The sequence below is a fragment of the Breoghania corrubedonensis genome (assembly GCF_003053845.1).
Lineage (GTDB): Bacteria > Pseudomonadota > Alphaproteobacteria > Rhizobiales > Stappiaceae > Breoghania > Breoghania corrubedonensis.
In genome coordinates this window covers 1,027,430-1,052,839 of sequence record NZ_QAYG01000001.1, presented here as the reverse complement: position 1 = coordinate 1,052,839, position 25,410 = coordinate 1,027,430, and the positions used below count along the sequence as shown (strand labels likewise).

Annotated in this window: 24 protein-coding genes; 15 read left to right on the top strand and 9 right to left on the bottom strand. The window is 64.7% G+C overall.

Translation table 11 applies throughout. The annotated features are described in order from the left end of the window. Positions 1-4: 4 nt before the first annotated feature. From C8N35_RS04590 to C8N35_RS04535, 12 genes are all read left to right on the top strand, one after another. A complete protein-coding gene (locus C8N35_RS04590) occupies positions 5-637 on the top strand; it encodes a GNAT family N-acetyltransferase (RefSeq protein ID WP_107988386.1) in 633 nt (210 codons plus the stop codon). After that, positions 634-1,224: a GNAT family N-acetyltransferase gene (locus tag C8N35_RS04585; protein ID WP_170122021.1), complete on the top strand. Its 591-nt coding sequence runs from the start codon at positions 634-636 to the stop codon at positions 1,222-1,224. Before C8N35_RS04590 ends, C8N35_RS04585 begins: the two co-directional genes overlap by 4 nt. A 126-nt stretch (positions 1,225-1,350) precedes the next feature. Beyond that, positions 1,351-2,394, top strand: a complete 1,044-nt coding sequence (gene obgE / locus C8N35_RS04580) for a GTPase ObgE (RefSeq protein ID WP_107988384.1) — start codon at positions 1,351-1,353, stop codon at positions 2,392-2,394. Further along, on the top strand, positions 2,394-3,509 hold the full coding sequence (proB, locus tag C8N35_RS04575; RefSeq protein ID WP_107988383.1) for a glutamate 5-kinase: 1,116 nt from the start codon (positions 2,394-2,396) through the stop codon (positions 3,507-3,509). Before obgE ends, proB begins: the two co-directional genes overlap by 1 nt. Positions 3,510-3,581: 72 nt before the next feature. Then, positions 3,582-4,871 (top strand): glutamate-5-semialdehyde dehydrogenase, encoded by a 1,290-nt coding sequence (locus tag C8N35_RS04570; protein WP_107989086.1) that lies wholly within the window; start codon positions 3,582-3,584, stop codon positions 4,869-4,871. A gap of 68 nt (positions 4,872-4,939) precedes the next feature. Next, on the top strand, positions 4,940-5,539 hold the full coding sequence (locus tag C8N35_RS04565) for a nicotinate-nucleotide adenylyltransferase (RefSeq protein ID WP_107988382.1): 600 nt from the start codon (positions 4,940-4,942) through the stop codon (positions 5,537-5,539). 331 nt (positions 5,540-5,870) lie between these two features. Continuing rightward, positions 5,871-6,254: a ribosome silencing factor gene (gene rsfS / locus C8N35_RS04560; RefSeq protein ID WP_342753479.1), complete on the top strand. Its 384-nt coding sequence runs from the start codon at positions 5,871-5,873 to the stop codon at positions 6,252-6,254. 90 nt (positions 6,255-6,344) lie between these two features. After that, positions 6,345-6,827, top strand: a complete 483-nt coding sequence (rlmH, locus tag C8N35_RS04555; RefSeq protein ID WP_107989085.1) for a 23S rRNA (pseudouridine(1915)-N(3))-methyltransferase RlmH — start codon at positions 6,345-6,347, stop codon at positions 6,825-6,827. Positions 6,828-7,288: 461 nt separating this feature from the next. Then, the gene (locus C8N35_RS04550) at positions 7,289-8,764 is read left to right on the top strand and encodes a murein hydrolase activator EnvC family protein (RefSeq protein WP_210203381.1); all 1,476 of its coding nucleotides are present in this window, start codon (positions 7,289-7,291) and stop codon (positions 8,762-8,764) included. Beyond that, complete coding sequence (locus tag C8N35_RS04545; RefSeq protein ID WP_107988380.1) at positions 8,761-10,089, top strand: S41 family peptidase; 1,329 nt, start codon at positions 8,761-8,763, stop codon at positions 10,087-10,089. Before C8N35_RS04550 ends, C8N35_RS04545 begins: the two co-directional genes overlap by 4 nt. A 521-nt stretch (positions 10,090-10,610) precedes the next feature. Beyond that, positions 10,611-11,780 (top strand): divergent polysaccharide deacetylase family protein, encoded by a 1,170-nt coding sequence (locus C8N35_RS04540; protein WP_170122020.1) that lies wholly within the window; start codon positions 10,611-10,613, stop codon positions 11,778-11,780. 92 nt (positions 11,781-11,872) lie between these two features. After that, positions 11,873-12,376, top strand: a complete 504-nt coding sequence (locus C8N35_RS04535; RefSeq protein ID WP_107988379.1) for an RNA pyrophosphohydrolase — start codon at positions 11,873-11,875, stop codon at positions 12,374-12,376. 90 nt (positions 12,377-12,466) lie between these two features. On the opposite strand, the gene C8N35_RS04530 is transcribed toward C8N35_RS04535, so the two are convergent. Next, positions 12,467-12,961 carry a CAP domain-containing protein gene (locus C8N35_RS04530; protein ID WP_107988378.1) on the bottom strand — a complete coding sequence of 165 codons (495 nt, stop codon included), beginning with the start codon at positions 12,959-12,961 and terminating at the stop codon, positions 12,467-12,469. A 285-nt stretch (positions 12,962-13,246) separates the two neighbouring features. Between C8N35_RS04530 and C8N35_RS04525 the strand changes: the two genes are divergently transcribed. After that, positions 13,247-13,762, top strand: a complete 516-nt coding sequence (locus C8N35_RS04525) for a TIGR02281 family clan AA aspartic protease (protein ID WP_170122019.1) — start codon at positions 13,247-13,249, stop codon at positions 13,760-13,762. A gap of 167 nt (positions 13,763-13,929) precedes the next feature. After that, positions 13,930-15,429, top strand: a complete 1,500-nt coding sequence (locus C8N35_RS04520; RefSeq protein ID WP_107988376.1) for a phosphomannomutase/phosphoglucomutase — start codon at positions 13,930-13,932, stop codon at positions 15,427-15,429. Positions 15,430-15,815: 386 nt separating this feature from the next. Here C8N35_RS04520 and C8N35_RS04510 read toward each other — a convergent pair whose 3' ends face one another. From C8N35_RS04510 to torT, 8 genes are read right to left on the bottom strand one after another with little or no spacing between them, the layout of a single operon-like run. Then, the gene (locus C8N35_RS04510; RefSeq protein WP_107988374.1) at positions 15,816-16,790 is read right to left on the bottom strand and encodes a 5-oxoprolinase subunit C family protein; all 975 of its coding nucleotides are present in this window, start codon (positions 16,788-16,790) and stop codon (positions 15,816-15,818) included. Next, positions 16,780-17,655, bottom strand: a complete 876-nt coding sequence (locus C8N35_RS04505; protein WP_107989082.1) for a 5-oxoprolinase subunit B family protein — start codon at positions 17,653-17,655, stop codon at positions 16,780-16,782. Before C8N35_RS04505 ends, C8N35_RS04510 begins: the two co-directional genes overlap by 11 nt. Continuing rightward, positions 17,652-19,040: an acetyl-CoA carboxylase biotin carboxylase subunit gene (locus tag C8N35_RS04500; RefSeq protein ID WP_107988373.1), complete on the bottom strand. Its 1,389-nt coding sequence runs from the start codon at positions 19,038-19,040 to the stop codon at positions 17,652-17,654. Before C8N35_RS04500 ends, C8N35_RS04505 begins: the two co-directional genes overlap by 4 nt. 11 nt (positions 19,041-19,051) lie before the next feature. Further along, complete coding sequence (locus C8N35_RS04495; protein ID WP_107988372.1) at positions 19,052-19,294, bottom strand: acetyl-CoA carboxylase; 243 nt, start codon at positions 19,292-19,294, stop codon at positions 19,052-19,054. Positions 19,295-19,336: 42 nt separating this feature from the next. Continuing rightward, a complete protein-coding gene (pxpA, locus tag C8N35_RS04490) occupies positions 19,337-20,068 on the bottom strand; it encodes a 5-oxoprolinase subunit PxpA (RefSeq protein WP_107988371.1) in 732 nt (243 codons plus the stop codon). Between the two features lie 13 nt (positions 20,069-20,081). Beyond that, positions 20,082-21,113 (bottom strand): ABC transporter permease, encoded by a 1,032-nt coding sequence (locus C8N35_RS04485; protein WP_210203380.1) that lies wholly within the window; start codon positions 21,111-21,113, stop codon positions 20,082-20,084. Then, on the bottom strand, positions 21,110-22,684 hold the full coding sequence (locus C8N35_RS04480; RefSeq protein ID WP_245926652.1) for a sugar ABC transporter ATP-binding protein: 1,575 nt from the start codon (positions 22,682-22,684) through the stop codon (positions 21,110-21,112). The genes C8N35_RS04485 and C8N35_RS04480 overlap by 4 nt, the downstream gene beginning before the upstream one ends. A gap of 28 nt (positions 22,685-22,712) precedes the next feature. Further along, the gene (gene torT / locus C8N35_RS04475) at positions 22,713-23,783 is read right to left on the bottom strand and encodes a TMAO reductase system periplasmic protein TorT (RefSeq protein ID WP_107988370.1); all 1,071 of its coding nucleotides are present in this window, start codon (positions 23,781-23,783) and stop codon (positions 22,713-22,715) included. 348 nt (positions 23,784-24,131) lie between these two features. Between torT and C8N35_RS04470 the strand changes: the two genes are divergently transcribed. Next, positions 24,132-25,052, top strand: coding sequence for a LysR family transcriptional regulator (locus C8N35_RS04470; RefSeq protein WP_107988369.1), 921 nt, complete (start codon positions 24,132-24,134; stop codon positions 25,050-25,052). Positions 25,053-25,410 lie beyond the last annotated feature (358 nt).

The following is a 25,410-nucleotide window of genomic DNA, read 5'->3' as shown; positions in this document are numbered from 1 at the left end:
AGTCATGGTTCTGGAAAGCGATAGCCTCTTCGAAGGCGAAAGGTACGAAGATCCCGGCTTGTCGGCGGCGGCGCGTCCGACGCTGACGCTCGAGCACCTCAAGCTCGATCGTCCGACGATGGATGACGCCGCCGATATCGTATTCCTCGCCAACAACCGTCGCGTGGCGGAGATGCTGGCCCGCATGCCGCATCCCTATGACATTACCGACGCCCGCAAGTGGATCCAGAGCGCGAACAATTCCGAGCCGGGAACGGGAAACTTCGCCGTGCGCATGAAGGCCACCGGCCGCATCATCGGCGCGTGCGGATACCAGTTCGGGCCCGTCGGCCACGGCGGTGAACCGGAACTCGGCTACTGGATCGGCGAACCCTTCTGGGGCCACGGCTACGCCACCGAGGCCGCACAGGCGGTCATCGACCACGCGTTTTCCATTGCCGGCCACCATGCGATCCTGGCGTCCTGCCGGCTCACCAATCCGGCTTCGCGCCGGGTCATCGAGAAGTGCGGTTTCCAGTACGCCGAAAGCGGCATGATGCGTTCGCTCGCCCATGGCGGCGTCACCGTGCCGGTGGAGACCTACCGTCTCGACCGCAAGACCTGGGAAGCGCTGAAGGGCTGGAGAGCGAACCTGTGATCCGCGATCACGCGACCGCGTGCGACGACACGCGCGGCGTGACATTGCTCACGCCGCGCCTTCGCCTTCGTCCGCCAGTGGAAAGCGATGCGCAAAACATCCATGTCGCGCTCTCCGACTTCGAAGTCACGCGCATGCTGGCGTCCGTATCGTGGCCGCATGAGCTCGAGGGGGCGTATGACTTCATCGCCTGCACGCGCGAGAAGATGCGGGTGGGGGAGGCTCTTCCGCTCGTGCTTGAACTGCGCGCAAGAGAGGCGCGCGGTCTCATCGGTATCGTGGAAATGCGCGGTCTCAAGGGGGAGCCGGAAATCGGATTCTGGCTCGCGCGGCCCCATTGGCGGTGCGGGCTGATGAGCGAGGCGGTGAGCCATGTCCTCGCCCATGCCTTTGATACGTATGGCTTTGAGACGATCGGCTCGGGCGCGTTTATGGAAAATGCCGCCTCCATAGGACTGCACCGCAAGCTCGGCTTTGCCATCACCGGCACTTCGCGTCTTTTCTGCAAGCCGCAAATGTGCGAATTGCAGCATGTCGACATGGTCTTGTCGCGTGCGGATTTCCGACCGTCGGGTCTCGCCGCCTGAACGCGGCAGGCCAGGGCACGCGCAAATCGCAATCAGGTATTTGGCGGCCGCAAGGAAATCGGCTATTTACCCGGCAACCAGCGTCGCACGTCAACATGACCGCGCGCGAAACCTGAGTTCAATTCCATGAAATTCCTCGATCAGGCGAAGGTCTATGTGCGCTCCGGCGATGGCGGGGCGGGATCTGTGTCCTTCCGCCGCGAGAAATACATCGAATATGGCGGACCCGACGGCGGTGACGGCGGGCGCGGCGGCGATGTGTGGGTGGAGTGCGTCGACGGCCTCAACACGCTCATCGACTACCGCTACCAGCAGCATTTCAAGGCCAAGACCGGCATTCACGGCATGGGCAAGAACAGGACCGGTGCCAAGGGTGCCGACATCGTTCTCAAGGTCCCCGTCGGCACCGAGATCCTGGAAGAGGACAACGAGACGCTGATCGCCGACATGACGGAGGTCGGCCAGAAGCTTCTGCTGCTGCGCGGCGGCAATGGCGGTTTCGGCAACGCCCATTTCAAGACATCCGTGAACCAGGCTCCGCGCCGCGCCAATCCGGGTCTTGAAGGCCTGGAAAAGTGGATCTGGCTGCGCCTGAAGCTGATCGCGGATGCCGGCCTTGTCGGGTTGCCCAATGCCGGCAAGTCGACCTTCCTCGCCTCCGTCTCGCAGGCGCGGCCGAAGATCGCCGACTACCCCTTCACCACGCTCCATCCCAATCTCGGCGTCGTCGGCGTCGACGGGCGCGAATTCGTCATGGCCGACATTCCCGGCCTGATCGAGGGCGCGCACGAGGGCGTAGGTATCGGCGACCGGTTTCTGGGGCACGTCGAGCGCACCCGCGTGCTGCTGCATTTGATCGATTCCACGCAAGCCGATCCCGCCGAGGCCTATCGCATCGTGCGCGGCGAGCTGGAAGCCTACGGCAACGGCCTTGAGGACAAGGTGGAGATCGTGGCGCTGTCGAAGATCGACGCGCTCGATGAGGACACGCGCCAGGAAAAACGTGCGGCGCTTGCCGAGGCCACAGGAACGAAGCCGATCCTGCTGTCGGCGGCCTCCGGCGAGGGCATGACGGAAGCCCTGCGCATGGTGCGTCGCGCGATCGAGACGCTCGATGGCGAAGCGGAGGACGATCTGCCCCGCACCGATGAGGAAGGTTGGCTGCCCTGATGCTCGCTCTTGAGGATCACTCGCGTATCGTCGTCAAGATCGGCTCCGCGCTGCTTGTCGAGAACGGAGCGCTGAAGCGCGACTGGCTCGCCTCGCTCGCCGATGATCTTTGCTGGCTCACCAAGCGCGGCATGGAGGTCATCGTCGTCTCCTCCGGCGCCATCGCGCTGGGGCGTGGCGTGCTCGGCCTGCCGTCGGGCCTGTTGAAGCTGGAGGAAAGCCAGGCGGCCGCCGCCGTCGGCCAGATCGAGCTTGCACAGGCCTATCAGGAAATGTTCGCCCATCGCGGCATGACGGCCGGGCAGGTGCTGCTGACGCTTAGCGATACCGAGCAGCGCCGACGCTATCTCAATGCGCGCGCCACCATCGGCACGCTGTTGAAGCTCAAGGCGGTGCCGGTCATCAACGAAAACGATACCGTCGCCACGAGCGAAATCCGCTATGGCGACAACGACCGGCTTGCCGCCCGCGTCGCCACTATGGTGAGCGCCGACTGCCTGGTGCTGCTGTCCGATATCGACGGCCTCTACACCGCGCCCCCTTCGGAAAATCCGCTGGCCGAACACATTGCGGTGGTCGACCGCATCACGCCGGAAATCGAGGCGATGGCCGGAGCGGCGGGGTCGGAACTGTCGCGCGGCGGCATGAAGACCAAGATCGAGGCCGGCAAGATCGCCACTGGCGCGGGCACGTCCATGGTCATCTCGTCGGGCAAGCGGCTCAATCCGCTCGCCGCGATTTCGCAAGGCAAGCGCTGCACCTGGTTCCGCTCGCATTCAACGCCCGCCACCGCGCGCAAGACCTGGATCGCCGGCCAGTTGCAGCCGGCCGGTCAGATCATGATCGACGCGGGTGCGGAGCGGGCGCTGCGCAAGGGCAAGAGCCTGCTGCCGGCAGGCGTGACGCAGGTTTCGGGTCGCTTCCAGCGCGGCGATACGGTCTGTATCATGGATGCGTCGGGCCGGGAGATCGGCCGCGGGCTCGTCGCCTATGACTGCGACGACGCGGTCCGCATCGTCGGTCACAAATCGCGGGAGATCGAATCCATATTGGGTTACTCCGGTCGTGCGGAGATGATCCACCGCGACGATATGATCCTCGGCGATATCGAATAGGATACGATGGCAGCCCGCCGGCATCCGGCCCAAGGGCCTGAAGGGATGCCGGGGCTTGAAGGGATGGAACTGATGTTGAACCAGGCGGTCGCCCGCGAGACGGGCTCCATCGGCACGATGATGCTGCAGATCGGGGTGGAGGCGCGCGCCGCCGCCCGCCGGCTCGCCAACACGCCAACGGATGCCAAGAACGCCGCGCTGAAAGCCATGGCCGCCAACATCCGCGCCCGCAAGGACCGGATCCTCGCCGCCAACGCACTCGATGTCGAGGACATGCGGGCCCGCTCGCTGGCCGGCTCCTTCATTGACCGCGGCACGCTGGACGCCGCCCGCGTGGAGGCGATGGCCGCCGGTATCGAGGCGATCGCGGAGCTGGCCGATCCCGTCGGCCGCGTCACCGAGGCCTGGGACCGGCCGAACGGTCTGCATATCGAGCGGGTCAAGACGCCGCTTGGCGTCATCGGCGTCATCTACGAAAGCCGGCCGAACGTGACGGCGGATGCCGGCGCGCTGTGCCTGAAGGCGGGCAACGCGGCGATCCTGCGCGGCGGGTCGGACGCCTTCCGCACCTCGCAGGCGATCGCCGAGTGCCTTCGCCTCGGCCTTGTCGCAGAAGGCCTGCCCGATGCGGCGATCCAGCTCGTGCCCACCACCGACCGCGCCGCCGTCGGCCACATGCTGGCCGGTCTCAACGGCAATGTGGACGTGATCGTGCCGCGCGGCGGCAAGAGCCTCGTCGCCCGCGTGCAGCAGGAAGCGCGCGTGCCCGTCTTCGCGCATCTGGAAGGCCTTGTGCACATCTTCGTCGATCGCGAGGCCGATCTCGACAAGGCGGTGACGCTGGTCGTCAATTCCAAGATGCGGCGCACCGGCATCTGCGGCGCGGCGGAAACGCTTCTGATCGACCGCGCCTGCGCCGCCACGCACCTGAAACCGCTCCTCGACGCGCTCAAGGCCGCCGGCTGCGTCATCCGGGGTGACGCGGAAACGCGCGCGCTCGTGCCCGACGCGGAAACCGCCACGGAGGCCGACTGGACGACCGAGTATCTCGACGCCATCATCTCGGTGAAGGTCGTCGACGGGCTCGATGAAGCCATCGAGCATATCGAGACCCACGGCTCGCATCACACCGACTGCATCATCACGGAGAACCAGACGACCGCCGACCGCTTCCTTGCGGAGGTCGATTCCGCCATCGTGCTTCACAACGCCTCCACCCAGTTCGCCGATGGCGGCGAATTCGGGTTCGGCGCAGAGATCGGTATCGCGACGGGGCGCATGCATGCGCGTGGCCCCGTCGGGCTGGAACAGCTCACCAGCTTCAAGTACCGCGTCCACGGCGACGGCCAGACCCGCCCGTGACACCACCGCCGCGCGACGATCTCCTTTCCGGCCAGGGAGGCTGGCGGACCGGCACTCCGCCGGAATGGATGCGGCTGCCGCCGGCCGGCTACGGCCAGCGCGTCGGCCTGTTCGGCGGGTCGTTCAATCCGCCCCATTCCGGCCACGCGCTGGTTTCGCGCACGGCCATGCGCCGGCTGAAGCTCGACCGTATCTGGTGGCTGGTCACGCCGGGCAATCCTCTGAAGAACATCTCCGAGCTGGCACCGCTGGAGACCCGCGTCCACCTGGCCGCCGCCTGCGCCGACGATCCGCGCGTGACGGTCACCGCCTGGGAAGCCTGGCTCGGCACCGCCTACTCGGCCCAGACCGTGGTGGCGCTGCGCCAGCGCCGGCCGGATCTGAAGTTCGTCTGGGTGATGGGGGCGGACAATCTGGCGACCTTCCACCGCTGGCAGAACTGGCGCTCGATCATCGACACGGTTCCCGTGGCGATCGTCGACCGGCCGGGCGCGGAGCTTGCCGCGCTGTCGGCGCGTGCGGCGTGTACCTATGCCCGTTTCCGGGTGCCGGAACGCGACGCGGCCGATCTTCCCGGCGGCCCGACGCCCGCCTGGACCTTCCTCCACACCCCGCGCGACCCTGCGTCCTCCACCGAGCTGCGGCGGAGCGGGGCGTGGAAGATCTGAAGCGATCGCGACACCCGCCCGATGCGGCACGCGCTCCTTGCGTCGTCATGCGGGGGCGCGAAGTCTTGAAATCGACCCCGCCCGTGCCTTATCTTGGAAGGCATGAGCGCAAGGACCTTGCGTTTGCACCGTTCCTCACGCTCTGCCAGGCGCTTTGCGGGATTGTCATGAACGTCCCGCACACTGCGAATCGCGAAAGCGTTTCGCGCGAGTGTCCTGTATCCAAGTGGCGTGAACGTCCCGGCGAATGAGCGCGCGGGGCGAGAGAAACGGAAACCATGGCGAAAGGCACGACCCCCTGAACATGCCATTCAAAAGTGAGGATACGGCGTTGTCCGATCCTCAAGTCGCAGCTGTCCGCGCCGGTGAATATGCGGATCCGCTGTCTGCCGTCCTCGCGAGCCTGGACGAGTCCAAGGCCGAGGACATCGTTTCCATCGACATCAAGGGCAAGACCGCGATGGCCGATCACATGGTGATCGCGTCCGGGCGTTCGAACCGGCATGTCGGCGCGATCGCCGATCATCTTGTCCGCCATCTGAAGAATGCCGGCTTCGGTGCGCCGCGCGTGGAAGGCCTGCCGCATTGCGACTGGGTCCTCATCGACGCGGGCGATATCATCGTCCATCTCTTCCGGCCCGACGTCCGCACCTTCTACAATATCGAGAAGATGTGGTCGGCCGAGGCGGAGACGACGCCGCAGTATTCGAACTGACGGCGGCATTCGAACAAACGGCCCGGGCCGATCCTCGGTCCTGCCGGTAATCCGTGTCTGCGCGCGTCCGTGGCACGAGAGGCGATGGACATGCGCGTGATGATTGCCGGCATCGGCCGGATGAAGGCCGGTGCCGACCGGCAACTGCTGGAGCGATATCTTGAGCGCGCCCGCAAGGCGGGACGCGCCATGGGTTTCAGCGGGCCGGATCTGGTGGAACTGCCCGAATCTCGCGCCCAGCGCGCGGCCGAGCGCAAGCAGGCGGAGGCCGAGAACCTGCTCGCGGCCTTGCCCGCGCCACGTGTTCTCGTCGCGCTCGACGAGGGCGGACGCACGCTCCCTTCCGAAAAATTCGCCGACCGCATCGGCCGCTGGCGTGACGAGGGCGCGGGCGCTCTGGTCTTCGCGATCGGCGGCGCCGACGGTCATGGCCGTGCGCTTCTGGACGCCGCCGACATGACGCTCGCCTTCGGCCCGATGACCTGGCCGCACCAACTCGTGCGCATCATGATGGCCGAGCAGATCTACCGCGCGATCTCCATCCTGTCGGGGCACCCCTATCACCGGGCGTGAGCCTGTCGGTGGCGCCTCCCCTCGCGCCCGCTTGCGTCCGCTACGCGCGCGCATTTGCAGGACGGCAAGCCGAAGCGGTCCGTATCGGCAGGCGAAGACGAGCGCATCGGCGGGACGTCTCCTCACCATACCGTGACGGACCTAAGGATTTTCCCCGGTTACAACAAGGCCCGCGCGCCCGCTTGTTGCCGCAATCCGGCGATATCGAAAAACCAGACACTGTAAGAGGTGCCTTTCGGCGAGATCCGCGACGTCTTATGGTTGACGGATCGTTAACGCTCCGCATGCGATCCTGATGGGATCGCGCGATCCGGGCCCGAATGAAGACGGGTCCAACCGAATGAAGGCTCCGCCATGATCGGGCCGGCCACGGGGATTGCGCACGGGTCGAAACGGAGGTGCAGGTGATCGCCGCACGTATGGTGCGATCGGCCGCCGCAAGGCGGGAATGGGATCGACCCATGCAGGGCGCGTCGCGTCTTGTGCCGGGCGCGCGGCAGCGTATGCGCGCTCTCATCTTCGCGGGAGGGCTCGTGCTGGCGGGCGCGGCGGCGGCAGCCGCCTTCGTGCCAGGCGCGCATGCCACCCAGGCGCCCGAGACGGGGGCAGGGCAAGAGGTCGCTCCGGCGAAGGGTCCGGAAAACGGAACGCAGGAAAACGGAACGCAGACGGGGTCCGAAAACGGGGCGGATAACGGCCAGGGGGCCGATCTTTCCGACCTCGATCCCGCCGAACGCAAAGAGGCGCGGGAGAAGGAACTCGCCGCGCTGACCGATGACATTACGCTGAGCGAGACCCGTCAGCGCGAACTCAAGCACCAGATCGACACGATTGACCGCCACCGCGACGCGCTCAATGCGGACCTTCTTCGCACTGCCCAGCGCGTCCATTCTCTGGAAGAAGAATTGAGCGCCACGGAAGCGAGGCTCCTGCGACTGCACGAAAATGCCGACACCGTTCGCGCCTCGCTGCACGAGCGCCGCGATGTGCTGGCCGAGGTGCTGGCGACGCTGGAGCGCATCGGCCGTCGTCCGCCGCCCGCGCTCGCCGTCCGCCCCAAGGACGCGCTCGGTGCCGTACGCTCGGCCATGCTGCTCAACGCGGTCATGCCCGGTATCCACGACGAGGCGGAGGCGCTGGCCGTCGATCTCGGCGAACTCACCAAGCTGGAGGGCCGCATCGCGGGGGAACGCGACCGGCTGAAGAGCGACGGCTCGCGCCTTGCGGAGGAAAAGACCCGCATCGAGCTTCTGCTGAAGGCCAAGCGCGAGGAAGCCGACGAATCACGCCGCAAGCTCGCCGAGGAAACCGGCCGCTCGCGGGAACTGGCGAAGAAGGCGACCTCGCTGAAGGGGCTGATCGCCTCTTTGGAGAGCGAAATCGAATCATCGCGCAAGGCGGCCGAAGCCGCGGCCAAGGCGGCGAAGGAAAACGCCGGCAAGCCGAAGAACTCCGATCCGTTCGCCGACCCCGGCCGTCTCGCCCCTGCTGTCGCCTTCGCCGACACCAAGGGAAAGCTTCATCTTCCCGTCGCCGGCGCGCCGCTTCGCGCCTTTGGCGAGGAGGACAGCCTCGGCACACCGGCCGAAGGGCTGTCGATCGCAACACGAAACGATGCCCGCGTCACCGCGCCTTGCGATGGATGGGTTGTTTATTCGGGACCGTTCCGCAGTTACGGCCAACTCTTGATCCTGAACGCAGGCGACGGATATCATGTCCTGCTTGCGGGCATGGACAAGATCGATGCGGAACTCGGTCAGTTTGTTTTGGCCGGAGAACCCATCGGATCGATGGGATCGACACAACTCGCCAGCGCTGCCACTTTGGACCTCGGTTCGACGCGGCCGGTGCTTTATATTGAATTCCGAAAAGACGGCAGCTCAATCGACCCCTCGCCCTGGTGGGCCAAGCCGGAAGACGAAAAGGTTCGCGGATGATACGGAAAGCCTCGCTGATGCTTGTCGGCGCGCTGATGGGCGCGGCGGCGGTGATCACCTTGTCCCAGACGGAGTTCGTTATCGGCTCCAAGGCCGAAGCGGCCGCTTCCGACACCTATCGGCAGCTCAACCTGTTCGGAGACGTCTTCGAACGGATCCGGGCCGATTATGTCGAAGTGCCGGACGATCACAAACTGATCGAGGCGGCGATCAACGGCATGCTGTCCTCGCTTGACCCGCACTCCTCCTACATGTCGCCGAAGAGCTTCCGCGACATGCAGGTCCAGACGCGCGGCGAATTCGGTGGTCTCGGCATCGAGGTCACGATGGAAGACGGTTTCGTCAAGGTCGTCACCCCGATCGACGACACTCCGGCCTACCGCGCCGGCGTGATGGCCGGCGACGTCATCACCGAGCTCGACGGCGAGCCCGTGCAGGGACTGACGCTCAACGAGGCGGTGGAGAAGATGCGCGGTCCGGTCAAGACCGACATCAATATCACGGTGCGTCGCAAGGGCGTCGAGGATCCGCTGAAGATCACGATCACCCGCGACATCATCCGCATCCGCTCCGTGCGCTGGCACGAGGAAAAGGATATCGGCTACGTCCGCATCACCCAGTTCAACGAGCAGACCTTCGACGGGTTGCAGGATGCGATCAACGATATCGAGAAGAAGGTTCCCGAAAAGGAACTGAAGGGCTTCGTTGTCGACCTGCGCAACAATCCCGGCGGCTTGCTCGATCAGGCGATCGCGGTGTCCGACACCTTCCTCGATCGCGGCGAGATCGTCTCCACGCGCGGCCGCAACGCCGACGAGAGCCAGCGCTACAATGCGCGTTCCGGCGACATGACGCACGGCAAGCCGGTCATCGTGCTGGTCAATGGCGGCTCCGCCTCGGCGTCGGAAATCGTCGCGGGCGCGTTGCAGGACCACCGCCGCGCGACCATCGTCGGCACGCGGTCCTTCGGCAAGGGCTCGGTCCAGACGATCATTCCGCTCGGTCCCAACGGCGCCATCCGCCTGACAACGGCGCGCTACTACACGCCCTCGGGCACCTCGATCCAGGCCAAGGGCATCACGCCCGATATCGAAGTGAAGCAGGAGCTTCCCGACGAACTGAAGGGCAAGGTCGAGACGCGCGGCGAAGCGTCCCTGCGCGGCCACCTCGGTTCCGACGACGGCACCGAAAAGACCGGCAGCCAGGCCTACGTCCCGAAGGATCCGAAGGACGACAAGCAGCTGAACTTCGCCTACGAGCTGCTGCGCGGTCTGCAGGCCAACAAGGCCTTCCCGCCGGACCCCGCCGCCGGCGTGCCGAACTGAGCCGCCGCAACGACGCGCCTTCAGGTGGCTTCATCTGAAGGCGGGAAAGCCGCTCGTCTTCAAGGCGTTCTCGTCTTCGAGGTGTCAGGGCGTCGTGTCCGCGACCACACAGGCTCTGGCAGATACGCAAGATCTGGAGGCCCGCATCGGATATCCGATGCGGGCCTTTTCGTTCGCATCGAGCGTCATTCGCGGTTCTGGCGCCCGCGTGCCCCGACCCGGCAGCCCCGATCCGGCAGCTCCGGCGCGGCGCCCTGACACATCTTCGTTGAACCACCTTACGGAAAACGTCGGATGGCCCGCGCCCGCATTCGGCCTATCCTTTTTCGCGCGCCGGGGGCGTTGCTCGCGCAGGTCGCTTGCCTGCGTTGCGCGACTGACGGTTGCGATCGCTTAGAAAATGTTAACCATGAGCGCGTTAGGCTGATCCTATCGTGCGCCCGACTGCTGTCGCGGAACAACGCGGCGGGGCCGGGCTTGCCTGCGCGATGGCGTAAATGGAAAGTGGCGGAACACGGATCATGGCCGGGGACGACCTGACAGCCCCATTGGGCCTGGGCATCGGAAAGCGGCGCTTCCGCATTCCGCTTGGCCTGATCGGCATCGTGATCATCACGGTTTTGACGGTCACCGTCGGGATCTGGGTCGCCGTCGTCGACGATCCCTATGGTGGCGAGCCGTCGGCCGTCGTCGTTCTCAACAAGACCTCCGTAAGCGGCGTCTCCGCCCGCGACATCACCGTTGTCGGCATCCGCCCCGATGTGGGCGAGGATGGCAAGCCGCTGGCGCAGCCGGGCGAGGGCCACGGCGATGGCGGCCCGCGTTTCGAGCCGGTATTGCCGCCGGCCGGGGCCGTCCTCAACCCGTCGGAAGGCGACGTGCAGGCGCTGACGGTCGATCCCGATGCCCGCATCGCGGAGAGCGGGCGCTATGGTATTCTGCCCAAGATGGCGGACAATGGCGCGCGCGCGCTCGATTTCTATGCCCGCCCCTTCGACAACGAAGCCGTGGGGGTCGCGCGCATCGCGATTGTCGTCGGCGGCCTGGGGCTGAGCGAGGCGGGCACCAATCTGGCGCTGGAAAAGCTGCCCTCCGATGTCACCCTCGCCTTCGCACCCTATGGCGACAACCTCAAGGACTGGCAGGCCCGCGCCCGTCAGGACGGCCACGAACTGTTGCTTCAGGTGCCGCTGGAGCCGTTCGACTATCCCGACAACGATCCCGGCCCGCACACGCTTCTGGTCGATCAGTCCCACCAGCAGAACATCGACCGCCTGCACTGGCTGATGAGCCGCATCACCAACTATGTCGGCGTGGTCAACCAGATGGGCGGACGCTTCACCTCCGCGCCCGAGGCACTCCAGCCGGTTCTGGAGGAGGTCGGCCGGCGCGGGCTGATGTATCTGGACGACGGCTCCTCCTCGCGTTCCGTCGCCTCTTCGCTCGCCAATACCACCAACACGCCGTTCCTGCGGGCCGACCTCGCGATCGACCGCAATCCTTCGCGTGACGAGATCGATGCCCGGCTGCTGGAGCTGGAGGCGGTGGCCCGCACCAAGGGCTTCGCGGTCGGTTATGCCTCGGCCCTGCCGGTTTCCATCGACCGCATCAGTCAGTGGGCCAAGAGCCTGCAGGCCAGGGGACTGCAACTGGTCCCGCTCACCGCCGGCGTGCGCCACAACAATTCGTAACGCCGGTTTTTCCTCATCTATGCGATTTCAACGCGGCGGCGGTTGGTCTACACCGAAGGTATGCTCCATCCAGGCTTCCTGAGGATCCTCCCGTGACCGATCTCCCTCTTCCCTGCTATCGCCCCTGCGTCGGCATCATGCTGATCAACCCCGCCGGCCTGGTCTGGGTTGGCAAGCGCACCAAGGGCGGGCCGGAACATGTCGACGCGACCCACAGCTGGCAGATGCCGCAGGGCGGGATCGATGCCGGCGAGGAGCCGCTTTCCGCCGCCCTTCGCGAGCTTTACGAGGAGACCTCGGTCAAATCCGTGTCGCTGCTCGCCGAAGCGCCCGACTGGTACACCTACGACCTGCCCGATCCGGTCGCCCGCAAAAGCTGGAAGGGCCGCTACCACGGACAGGCCCAGCGCTGGTTTGCCTTCCGCTTCGAAGGCGACGAGGGAGAGATCGACGTCATCCGGCCGCCCGAAGGCAACAAGCCGGAATTTTCCCAATGGCGCTGGGAGCAGGCGGCGAGGCTGCCGGAGCTGATCATTCCGTTCAAGCGCCAGGTCTATGAGGACGTCGTTTCCGCCTTCGCCCACCTGACGGCCTGAGGCTTCGCGGACCTTCTGTGATTTTCGAGAAATGCGAGAGATATTCGAGACGGATTCGATGAATCCGTTAATACGATTCAAAAGACCGCGTCAGCGCTCCGGCCGCACCATGATCAGCGCCCAGAAATTGCGCCACATGCCGTCGGGCCGGGTGGTGCGGGCGATGCCGATCTCGGTGACATACGGGTTGAGCAGGTTCTTGTCGTGGCCGGGCGAGCCCTGCCAGCCCTTGAACGCGGCCTCGAAGCTCTGGTAGCCGTAGCCGAGATTTTCCGCCGCCGCATCGTGGCGAATGCCGTGTTCGCTCAGTCGCTTGAAGAGGCCGTTCTTGCTGTGGAGCGGCGATTTCCGCTTGTCGCGCCGCGCGATGTAGTCGGCCATGTCCTGCGCCGCGACGGTGACCGCCGGCGAGATTGTCAGCGCGGGCAGGCCCTGTTGGGCGCGATAGCCGTTGATGCGCGAAAGGGCGGCCTGCTCATCCACCGGCACCTGCGTCAGCTCCGCCTTGTCCTCGAAGCCCGGCAGTCCGCCCGCGCAACCGGAGAGCAGGAGAAAAAGCGAGAAGGCGGCAAGAACGTTTCGCATCAAGGCAGGCTCCACAGCAACGCGGGAAGATCAGGGCTGGGCAAAAGCCAGACCGCGCCAAGGCGGCGATTTTCAGGCAAAACGGCCATCATGGACAATCTCAATCAGATAAGGATGGCCCCTTGCGCGATCGTGGGCGAACCGGCGTAGAGCGAACCGGTCGAGCATGCATATGCCGCGTTAATGCACCGCTAACCACGATGCTTGCCCCCTTGTCGCTTTTCACGCCCCGCTAACGCTCGTCGTGGCACAACGCGTCTGCGGAAAATGACGGGTTTTGGGGCGATGCAACGTTTTGTCCTTGTTCTGGTACTGATCATAGCGGCGGCTCTGGCCGGGCCGACGCTCGTGCAATGGGGCGTCGATGCGCTGCCGCAAACGGAGGAACCCGCAAAGGTCGCCGCAAAGCCGGCCTACCGGCCCTCCGGGTATGGAACGGTGGTGCTCGATGCCGGTGACAACGGCCACTTCGCCGCCGTCGCGCGCATCAACAACCGCTTCATCGACGTGATCGTCGACACCGGCGCCACGGCCGTCGCGCTTCCCTACGAGGAGGCTGCGCGGCTCGGGTTGCGGCCCGGAAACTCCGAATTCACGGTCGAGATATCCACCGCCAACGGCATCCAGAAGAGCGCACCCGTAACGCTCCGTGAAGTGCGCATCGACACCATCCGCGTCTATGACGTCCCCGCGCTCATCGCCCCGCGCGGCGCCCTTTCCTCCGCGCTGCTCGGCATGAGTTTCCTGCGCCAGTTGAAGAACGTGGAGATGCGTGGTGGCGAACTGGTGATGCAGCAATAATCCACGTTGCCCGCGATCTGCGCCCCGGCGGGGACTCTGTCTCGTTTGCGGAACCAATGGCGGTATTCTTCGTTTCAGCACAGTCGGTGCCTGCGCCGCCTTCCTTTGGTCGCAGCACCATCCTATACCGTTCGTCAAAGACGCATTGAGCGATTTCAGGAGCCTCCATGTTTCCCAAGCCGGCCGCAACGCTGACGCCCAACACCTACGCCTACGAATCCTCGCCGATGGTCAAGGCGACCGGCTTTCGCGAATATGACGCGCGCTGGCTGTTCGAGAAGGAAATCAACCTCATGGGGGTGCAGGCCCTGGGCATGGGCCTGGGCACGCTGCTCCACGAGATGGGCGTGAAGCCGGAGATCGTGACCGGCCACGATTTCCGCTCCTACTCCGCCTCCATCAAGATGGCGCTCGTCACCGGCCTGATGGCGGCCGGCGTCAAGGTGCATGACATCGGCCTCTGCACCACGCCGATGACCTATTTCGGCCAATTCGAGCTGGACGTTCCCGCTGTCGCCATGGTCACCGCATCGCACAACGACAACGGCTGGACCGGGGTCAAGATGGGCGCCGCGCGCCCGCTGACTTTCGGCCCCGATGAGATGGGCCGGCTGAAGGAGATCGTGCTGGAAGCCGCCTTCGATCTGAAGGGGGGCGGCAGCTACTGCTTCGTCGAGAATTTCCCCGAGCGCTACATCGCGGACCTCACCAACCGGCCGAAACTGAAGCACCCGATCAAGGTGGTGGCGGCCTGCGGCAACGGCACGGCTGGTGCCTTCGCCGAGCGTATCCTGTCCGCCATCGGCGCGGATGTGGTGCCGCTCGACTGCGAGCTCGACCATTCCTTCCCGCGTTACAATCCGAACCCGGAAGACATGAAAATGCTGCACGCCATCGCCGAGATGGTGCGCGAGACCGGCGCCGCCGTTGGCCTCGGCTTCGACGGCGACGGTGATCGCTGCGGCGTGGTCGACAATACCGGCGAGGAGATCTTCGCCGACAAGGTTGGCGTCATGCTGGCGCGCGACATCTCCCGGCTCAATCCCGGCGCACAGTTCGTCGTCGACGTGAAGTCGACCGGCCTGTTCCTGACCGACCCGGTCCTGATCGCGAACGGCGCGAAGACCGACTACTGGAAGACCGGCCATTCCTACATCAAGCGGCGGGTGAACGAACTGAACGCCATGGTCGGCTTCGAGAAATCCGGCCATTACTTCTTCAACGCGCCGATCGGGCGGGGCTACGACGACGGCTTCGTCTCGGCATTCGCCATCCTCGACATGCTCGACCGCAATCCGGACAAGTCGATGGCGGATCTCCGAAACGACCTCCCCAAGACCTGGGGCACGCCGACCATGTCGCCCCATTGCGACGACGAGAAGAAGTACGATGTGGTGGACAAGGTCGTCGCGCGCTTCAAGTCCATGCAGGAGAAGGGCGAAAAGATCGACGGCCAGCCGATCGTCGACCTTATCACGGTGAACGGCGTCCGCGTGGTGGCCGAGGACGGCACCTGGGGTCTGGTGCGGGCCTCGTCCAACAAGCCGGAACTCGTCGTGGTGGTGGAAAGTCCGGTCTCCGAGGCGCGCATGCGCGCCATGTTCAAGATCGTCGATACGGTGCTGCGCGAGAACGAGGAAGTCGGCGACTACAACCAGTCGATCTGAGGCCGGCTTCCACAGTTATGGGGCAGGGGGACGGCGCGCAGCTATACGCTGAGCCCGGCGCTCCCTCGCCCGTCGTCGCGACCGGCGACGTCGGGACGCGGATGACATTGCCCAAAATGCCGCGGGTCAAGAGGATGAGACCGCGCTTCAGTGCCTCCGCCCGCACCGCGCAGGCAAACCCGGGGTGGCGCGCGCGTTAACCCGGCAGATCGTAGTCGTCCGCATTCGTGAAACCAGGTCCGCGAATCTCCCCGATTTCCGGGGGATCGCCCCGTGCTGCCCTCCTGTCCTTTCGCAAGGCAAGTGAGCGCCGGCGAGAAACGCGGACCTGTCTGCTCCGCCCTCAAAGTGAGAGGCGGTTCCAGGTCATCGGGAAGCCTCCGCCCTCAACCCAGCGCCTCGCGCATGGCGGCGAGCTGGCTGGCCCTTTCGCGCCGCGCCGCCAGCGCGGTGTGCATGTTGACCTTGACGAAGCGGGTCGGCGTCTGTGGCTGAAGCTGGCCGATCAGATCCATATCCGCCGAAATCACCGTCCCGATCATGAAATAGCCGCCGCCGGAAACCGCATCGCGGTGAAGGATGATCGGTTCCGTGCCGCTGGGGATCTGGATCGAGCCGTAGGGATAGCAGGCATCGGTGATGTTGGAGGGATCGGAACCGGCGCCAAACGGCGGTTCGCGATCGACGAATTCCATCGGCGTGCCGCCCTGGAAGCGATAGCCCATGCGGTCGGCCTCCAGCGCGACTTTCCAGGTTTCCGCGAAGAAGCGCTCGCCCGACGCCTCGGTGATGCGGTGCCAGTAAAGGCCCGGCAGCACGCGCAGTTCGGCCGGATTTCCGGGCAGTCGACGCAGCCTTTCGGCAAGCGTCCGCCCCTCGGCCACCGGCCGCGCAGGCGTTCCCAGGGGCAGCACGTCGCCGGCCTGTACGGCGCGACCATCGATGCCGCCGAGCCCGCCGATGGCGTAGGTCGAGCGGCTTCCCAGCATCGGCGGCGTATCGATGCCGCCGGCAAAGGCGATGTAGGCGCGTGCGCCGGCGCGCAGATAATCGAAGGACAGTGTCTGACCCGCCTTGACCGCCAGAGCCGTCCAGGTCTCCCGGATCTCGCCGTCGATCTTTGGCGGCAATTCAGCACCCGTCACCGCAATCAGGGTGTCCTCGGTGAACGTCAGCTCCGGGCCCATGAATACCGTTTCCAGACAGGCCGCGCCCTCGTCGTTGCCGACAAGCAGGTTGGCGCATCTGAGCGCGAAGCGGTCCATGGCGCCGCCCATGGGAATGCCCAGGTGGTAATATCCGGGGCGGCCGAGGTCCTGCACCGTCGTGGCGAGACCGGTCTTCCTGACATCAATCGGCATTGAGGGCCTCCAGCAGCTTGGCGTTGGTACCTTCGATATCGGCGTTGAAGGCGTCGAGGGAGAACTCGACCTCCCGGATCCGGGGCGCGAATGTGTTGGCCTCGACCGCCGCGACGCAGCGATCGTATTCGGCGCGGTCGATCGGCTTCCATTTGACGATGTCGCCGGGTTTGAAGAAGACCATGAAGTCCTTCAGGTAGCCGGTTTGCTGCGTCGGGTCGTAGATCGGCATGGGGGTGATGCCGAACATCTGATAGCCGCCGGCGCCGCGCACCGAGTAGATGCAGGAAAAACAGCCGCCATAGCCCACCGTCAGCTTCGGCGTGTCGGTGCGCGGGCGCAGGTATTTCGGCACCTGGATCTGATGCGGACGGTCGACCATCTGGTAGAGAAACGGCAAGCCGGAGACGAAGCCGACCATGGAGACGAACCAGGGCTGGCCGGAATGCGCCGCGATGAATTCGTCGACCGACGCGAACCCGTTGATGCGCGCGGCGTAGTCGATATCGCTCGAACTCGGGTCCTGGTGGCGTTCGCGAAACCGCATCAGGGTCTCGTGGGTCCAGGGGTCCTGGTAATAGACCGGGATCTCTATGATGCGGGTGTTGAGCACCGGACTGGCCCGCCCGGCCTCCTCCTCCATCCGCTTCAGCTCGCTCATCAGATCGTCGGGATGGATCAGGTCCGGATCGAACTTGATCTGGAAGGAGGCGTTGGCGGGGCAGATCTCCGTGACCCCCTTGATCGAGGCCTCGCGCACCGCGTTCGTCATGGAGAGGGCCTTGAAGAAGGCCTCGAGCGACATTTCTTCGCTGACCTCGACGAAGATGTGTTCGTCGCCACCGAAGGAGTACCGGGAATTCAGCATGCCTCGCCGTCCTGTCTCGTGAGTGTGTGGCAATTGGCTTCCAGCCAGGGTTCAAGCCATTTGGTGTGAAAGGCGCCCGCCAGAACGTCGTCGTCGCGCGCAAGAGCGTCGAACAGCGGCGCGGTGGTCTTCACCTGATCGCCCAGGCTCAATTCGCCGAGAGCGCGCCTGAGGCGGATAATGGCCTTTTCGCGGGTCTCGGCGGTGACGACCAGCTTGCCCAGCAGCGAGTCGTAAAAGGGCGGGATCTGGTATCCGGCAAACAGCATGTGATCGAAGCGCACGCCCGGCCCGCCGGGGATGTGAAGCTCGCTGACGGTGCCGGGGGAGGGCATGAAGCCGTTCGCCGGATCCTCGGCGTTGATGCGTACCTCGATCGCGTGGCCGCGGATGACGAGGTCCTCCTGCCTGAGCGACAACGGCTCGCCGCCGGCCACCTTGATCATCTCCGCCAGCAGATCGATGCCCAGAACGGCCTCGGTGACCGGGTGCTCGACCTGGATGCGGGTGTTCATCTCGATGAAGAAGAACGCGCCGGTTTCATCGTCATAGAGATATTCGACCGTTCCCGCCCCGCGATAGCCGACGGCGGCGGCAAGGGCGACGGCGGAGGCGCACAGGTCCGCGCGAACATGCGGCGACAGCGCCGCCGAGGGAGCCTCTTCCCACACCTTCTGGCGCTGGCGCTGGAGCGAGCACTCGCGCTCGTAGCAATGGAGGAAGGTCTCGCCATCGCCCAGGATCTGAACCTCGATATGCCGTGCCTTGGCGATCATCTTTTCCAGATAGAGCCCGCCATCGCCAAAGGCCGCTTTCGCCTCCCGCTCCGCCTGCGGCGCCAGCGCGGCGAATTCGGCCGCGTCATGAGCGATGCGGATGCCGCGACCGCCACCACCGGCCGTCGCCTTGATCATCACCGGAAAGCCGATTCCTGCCGCGATTTCGGCCGCCTCACCAAGGTCACCGATGAGCCCGCCGCTGCCGGGAATGGTCGGCACGCCGGCCGCTTGCGCTGTGGCGATGGCCGCGGTCTTGTCGCCCATGCGGCGGATGGTGTCGCCGTCGGGACCGACAAAGATCAGTCCGGCTGCCGCCACCGCGTCGGCGAAATCGGCGTTTTCGGCCAGAAAGCCATAGCCTGGATGGATCGCGTCGGCACCGCTTTCGCGCGCGGCCTGCAGTACGGCGTCGATGTTCAGATAGGATTTGGCGGCCGACGGCGGTCCGATCTCGACCGCCTCGTCGGCCATCTGGACGGCCAGAGATCCGGCATCGGCGGTGGAATGGACCTGAACCGTCCGGATGCCCAGCTCGCGCGCGGCGCGGATGATCCGTACCGCGATCTCCCCTCGGTTGGCGATGAGCAGTTTCTTGATTGTCATTGGTCTGCCTGTCAGCCTTCCACCACGACCAGCACCTGGCCGGCCATGATCGCCTCCGCATCCTCCACCTGGAATTCGCCCAGCGTGCCCGTGGCCTCGCAGGTCACTTCCTGGAAGCTCTTCATCACCTCGATGAGACCCAGCACGTCGCCCTCGACGACCGGGTCGCCCGGGTTCTTGTAGTTGGGCTGGTCGGGGGCCGGCTTGCGGTAGAATACGCCCGGGATCTTCGCCCTGATTTCGCACGTGGACATTGCTCTTCTCCTTGTGTTGCAGCCAGTCGGGATTGCAGGGGGTCAGGTGGGGTCGACGTACTCCGCCAGCGCGGAGCGGACAGTCTTGCCGATTTCGGCGATGTTCGGGGTATCGGAATGAATGCAGATGGTCTCGGCCCGGACCGGGATCTCCTTGCCGCCGGTGGAGATCACGATACCGTCGCGCACGGCGCGCAGCGCTTGCGCCGCGACCGCCTCCGCCGCGCGTGCCGGGTGCTCGCGTGTGATGATCAGCCGGCCGGCGTCGTCGTAATCGAGATCGGCGAAGAATTCGGATCGGAACGCAAGCCCGCGCGCGGTGTAGATCTCCTCGTGCAGCGTCCCGCTCAATCCGAAAACCGGCACGCCGAACGGTTCCGCCGCATCGCAGATCGCATGGGCGATCGCCTCGTCGCGCGCGGCGACGCCATAGAGCGCCCCATGCGGCTTGACGTGATTGAGCGCCACGCCGGCGGCCTCCAGAAACCCTTTCAGGGCGCCGATCTGATAGGTCACGATATTGGCCATCTCCGCGCGCTCGATCTTCATTTCCCGCCGGCCGAAACCGGCCAGATCGGGAAATGACACGTGAGCGCCGATCCTGACGCCGTGGCGCGCGGCAAGTTCCACGGTCTTGCGCATGTGGTTGGGATCGGAGCCATGAAAGCCGCAAGCCACGTTGGCCTCGGTGATGAAAGGCATGACGGCCTCATCGTTGCCCATCCTGTAAAGACCGAAGCTTTCGCCCATGTCACAATTGATATTCACAGCCACTGGCCAAAGCTCCTCAGTCTTTCAAGGATGCGACGTATTTCAACCTGAGCTGATCGGCGATGACGGCGATGATCAGCAGCAGGCCCAAGACGACGGTCTGCAGGTAGGATTCGATGCGGGCGAGGTTCATGCCGTTTTCAACGAGGCCGATGAACAGCGCGCCGAGGATGACGTTCTCCAGCCGGCCGACGCCGCCGCGCAGGCTGACGCCGGCGATGACGCAGGCCGCGATGGATTGCAGCGGCATAGAGGTGCCGATATTGGCCTCCCCCGTGTCGAGCCGGGCGGCCAGCAGCATGCCGGCGACAGCTGCCATGCCGGCCGAGATCACGTAGGTCCAGAACAGCGTCGCGCGCGTGTTCACGCCCGACAGCCGCGCCGCCTTGATGTTGCCGCCCACGGCGTAGAAATGACGGCCGAAGGGAGTGCGGTAGAGAACGACGTGGAGCACCACGGCGATGATGAGCGCGCCGTAGATCGGCGTGTGGATGCCGAGCAGCGATCCGAAGCCGAAGACATCGCCGAAGGTCTGCGGCATGCCGTAGACCGGAACGCCGCCGGTGAGGAAAAGCGCGGCACCGAAGCCGACCGAGGTCATGCCCAGGCTCATCATGAAGGGCGAGACATTGAAGAAGGCCACGCCGACGCCGTTGCACACGCCGACAAGCCCGCCGGCTACGATGCCGGCCAGGCACCCCAGCACGATCGCCAGCCACACCACGTCCGGCATGGCGGCATACGTGCCGGCCATGACCATGGCACCGACGACGGAGGAGAGCGCGACGACCGTTCCCACCGACAGATCGAAGCCGCCGGTGAGCAGCGCGAACATCTGGCCCATGGCGACGATCGTCAGATAGACCGACTGGCGCAGCACGTTGGTCAGATTGCGTACGGTCAGGAAGTTGTCCGACATCGCCGCGAAGACGATGATCGCGATCACCAGCAGAAAGGGCAGGATGCCCAGTTTGACGAAGAGCTTCTTGGGCAGGTCGGCGAGATCGCCCGTCTTCGGTTTCATGGCTTCAGCCGGACTGCCCATCATGCAGCCTCCTTTTCGAAGAAGTGGGACAGGACGTTGGCCTCGGTGATCGCCTCGCCTTCGAGTTCCGCCTGGATCCGGCCGCGATAAAAGACGTAGGCGCGATTGGTGAGGTGCAGGATTTCGGGCAGGTCCGACGAGATCAGAATGATGGCGGCGCCGTTGGCGCAAAGCTCCGCGATAAAGCGGTAGATCGCCGCCCGCGTGCCGACATCGACGCCGACGGTCGGTTCGTCGAAGATGATGAGATCGAAGTCACGCGTCAGGCTTCTGGCCAGCATCAGCTTTTGCTGATTGCCGCCGGAGAAGTGCTCCGCCAGCCGTTCGAGCCGGCGCGGCGAGAGATTGAGCCGCTCGGCCAGCCCGTCGGCGAGGGTGTTTTCCGCCTTGCGGTCGAGAAACAGGGACCTGCGAATGGGCGCCGCGTCGAGCGCGGCAAGGGTGATGTTCTCGCGCGCGGAGCGCATCAGCATCAGCCCGTCCGTATGCCGGTCGGCGGGCAGATAGAGCATCCCCTTGTCGAGCATCGCGCGCGTGCTGGCGCCGGCGACCTGTTCGCCCTTGAAGGCGATGGTGCCTGAGGCGAGATCGGTGGCCCCGAAACAGGCCTGCCCGAAACGGGACTTGCCCGAGCCGACCAGCCCGGCGATGCCGACGATCTCGCCGCGGCGCGCCGTCAGCGAAACGCCGTCGACGCCGCCGTCGCCGGTGCGCAGGTCGTCCACCTGCAAGACCGTTTCACCCGGCGTGAAGGTGATTTCGGGAAATATCTGACCGACCACCCGGCCGGTCATCAGCCGTACCAGATCGTCCTCCGACGTGGTTCCGGCATCGACCGTGTCGATATGGCGACCGTCGCGCAGCACCGTGATCCGGTCTCCGATCTCTCGGATTTCGGCCATCCGATGGGTGATGTAGAGGATCGCGACCCGGCGCTGTTTCAGCGTCTCGATCACCTTGAAGAGCTGGTCCGTCTCGTGGTTGGTGAGCGAGGCGGTCGGCTCGTCGAGGATCAGGACGGCGAGATCGGAGCGGAAGGCCTTGGCGATCTCGACCATCTGCTGTTCGGCCCGCGTCAGGTGATCGACGGTACGGTCGGGATCGATGTGAAAATCGAGGCCGCTCAGGATCTCCTGCGCCTTCGCCCGCTGCTCCTTGGCCCGCAAGAGCCCCAGGCGCGTATGCTCGGCGCCCAGAAACAGGTTCTCCGCCACCGTCATCTGCGGAATGAGCGAGAATTCCTGAAAGACGGCACTGATGCCAAGCGCACGCGCCTCGTGGACGGAATTCAGCGCGACATGGCGGCCATTGAAGCGGATTTCGCCGGACGTCGGCTGGTTGGCGCCGGCAAGCATCGATATGAGGGTCGATTTGCCGGCGCCGTTTTCTCCAAACAGGATGTGTACCTCGCCCGCCCGCAGGTCGAGCGAAACGTTGTCGAGGGCGCGAATGCCGGGATAGTCGCGTGTCAGCCCGACGGTTTCGACAAGCGGCGGCATGTCCGCCGGTTGGGGGATTTCCGGATCGCGCGCGCGTGGGTCGACACCCGATCCGGTCTCGGCATTCGTGTTCATGACAAGCCTGTGGGGATGGTCGGAAGCGTCAGTCGACGCGGAAGACGGGCGTGAAACCGTTCGGCGCCAACGTCGAACTGGGGTCGAAGTCGGACAGGTTTTCCGGCGTGACGACGTAGAGCGCCGGACCGACATGCTTCTGGTAGGGCTTGCCTTCGAGAATGCGCACGGCCTGATCGACCGCGATGCGCGCCTGGATGACGGTGGAGTCCGTCGGCGCGGCGACGATCTGGCCCCGATGCAGGCCCCGGTCGACGCCCGGCGTGAAATAGTAGGATGCCACCTTGATCTTGTCCGTCAGGCCGCGCGAACGCAGGATCGGAATGGCGGCTTCCGCCGTCACCGCCGTGCCGACGATGTAGGCGAGGTCGGGGTGGGCCTCCAGCGTGTCTTCCACAAGCTTGGACTGGGCCTCCTTGCCGGTGTCGCCGTATTTGGTTTCCACCAGCTCGATTGCGCTGCCCTTGATGGCGTTCGTGAAACCGGTATTGCCGGCCTCCACCCAGCCCGCTCCGGCGGGGCCGGGGAACCAGGCGACCTTCACCGGGGCGGAGCCGGCGGGGTGGAGCCTGGCGAGATATTCGCCCGTCTTCGCGCCCATTTCGCCGAAGGAGACGAGAGACTTGGCGGAGAGTTTCGGCGAGGAGATGCCGTTGATCACGTCGATGACGGGAATGTTCTTGGCGCGGATTTCCGACACCAGATTGTTCAGCCCGTCATAGGAGATCGCGCCGATGATGACTGCCTGTGCGCCGGCGGCGACGCAATCCTCGATCTGCGAGATCTGCTTTGAAAGCTCGGTGTAGCCGCCGGCCTCCACGACCTGCATCTTGACGCCGAGGTCCTTGGCCTCCTCGGTCACGCCGTAGTCGACGCCGAGCCAGTAGGCATCCTTCATATGGGGGAAGGAGACGCAGATCTCCCAGGGCCTGGACGCCTTGGCGAGCGGTTCGTAGTCCATGTCCTTGCGCGGACTGTTCATGTTGAACGGCGGATCCCAGACCTGAACGGGGTAGGGATACCAGTCTTTCGCCCCAGCGGTCGACGAGGCGAGCGCGCACAAGGCGAGGCCTGAAAAGAGGCTCAAGGTGATTTTCATTTTGGTGAATGTCCCTCTTCTTTGTGCCCCGGATGAAAACCTCCTTCACCTGCGGCAGCGTCTGTTTTGACGGAAGAAGATCCGACGACGCGTCTTCAAGAGTGGGAAACGGTAGCGGTATTGTAAAATACAAAATTTTCGGCTTTGATATCAGAAAAACACATGCCATTCTTCCAGTTATTCAGCACGACCAAAAATTGGGCAGGGGCGGATGGCGATCGAAACGGAATACCGAATCAGCGGCTTGACGTCGCGCTCGCGCGCGTTCGCGTCATCTGGCAGGTCGTGCGGAGGGATTCATGTGCAGCGCCTCATTCGCTGTCATGATACGGCGTATCGGAAAAACTGATGGAGCCGTCCTTCCGGCAATTGCGCTATTTCATCGCGGCGGCGAATGCCGGCCAGTTCTCCAAGGCCGCCATGGATATCAACGTTTCGCAATCCGCGGTGACGATGGCAGTCAAGGCGCTGGAGGAGTCGATCGGCACGGCGCTGTTCGAGCGCCACCCGAGCGGGGTGCGGCTGACGTATGAGGGCAACATGTTCCTCGAACACGCCACGCACATCGTCGAGTCGCTTGAGGAAGCCATCCGGATTCCGCGCCGTGTGCGCGACGACGTCACCGGCAAGATCGATCTGGCGGTCTCCTACACCGTCGCGGGCTATTTCCTGCCGAGCTACCTGGCCCGCTTCACCCGCGCCTTTCCCAACGTTCGGGTCAATCTGTCTGAGGCGGACAGGGCGAATATCGAGGCCGGTCTTGTGACCGGCGGGTTCGACCTGTCCGTGATGCTCACCTCCAACATCGTCAATCACGAGGGGATTTCGCACGATACGCTGTTGCGCAACCGGCGCAGGCTCTGGGTGGGAGCCCACCACAAGTTCCTCAAGCAGCAATCGGTGTCCTTGCAGGATATCGCGAACGAGCCCTACGTCATGCTGACGGTGGATGAGGCCAGCAACACTACCCAGCGCTACTGGAACCGGACACCCTACCGGCCGAATACCGTCTTGCGGACCTCATCTGTGGAAGCCGTGCGCTCGATGGTGGCAAATGGCATGGGGGTCACGATCCTGTCCGATCTCGTTCACCGGCCGTGGTCTCTGGAAGGACAGCGGGTCGAGACGATGGAGGTCGCCGAGGGAGTTCCGACCATGGATGTCGGGCTCGCCTGGTCCAACAGGCATTCGCAGAGCGCCGCCTGCAAGGCCTTCATCCAGTACATGCAGTTGTCGGTCGGCGGCGTTCGGCAGCACGCAACCCTGTGAGGCCTGGGCGCCCTGCCGGGCGGTTGGGGACGTCCAGCGGCCGCGCATGGCGGTGTGGTCCGCATCCCCGTCCCGTCAGCGCCCCTACGCGACTGCTCTTCACGCTTCAGGTCGTATTTCTACCTGCGACAATATATTCGGACGTTGAATCTCAAGTTTATTTCCGCAGATCACCGATATCAAAAAATAGTGGTCCGCTTACCTAGTTAATATCCATGATTCCTCATGAGCTTACGTTCTTGTTGTCAGCAAAGAGACAACAAGATCCCCCCTCTTGTCCGCCGTTTGACAGACATCTGCGCGGCTTGAGCGCATCTTCCCCTCGTTCGGTGCGGAAATCCGTGTTTTCCGCCAGATA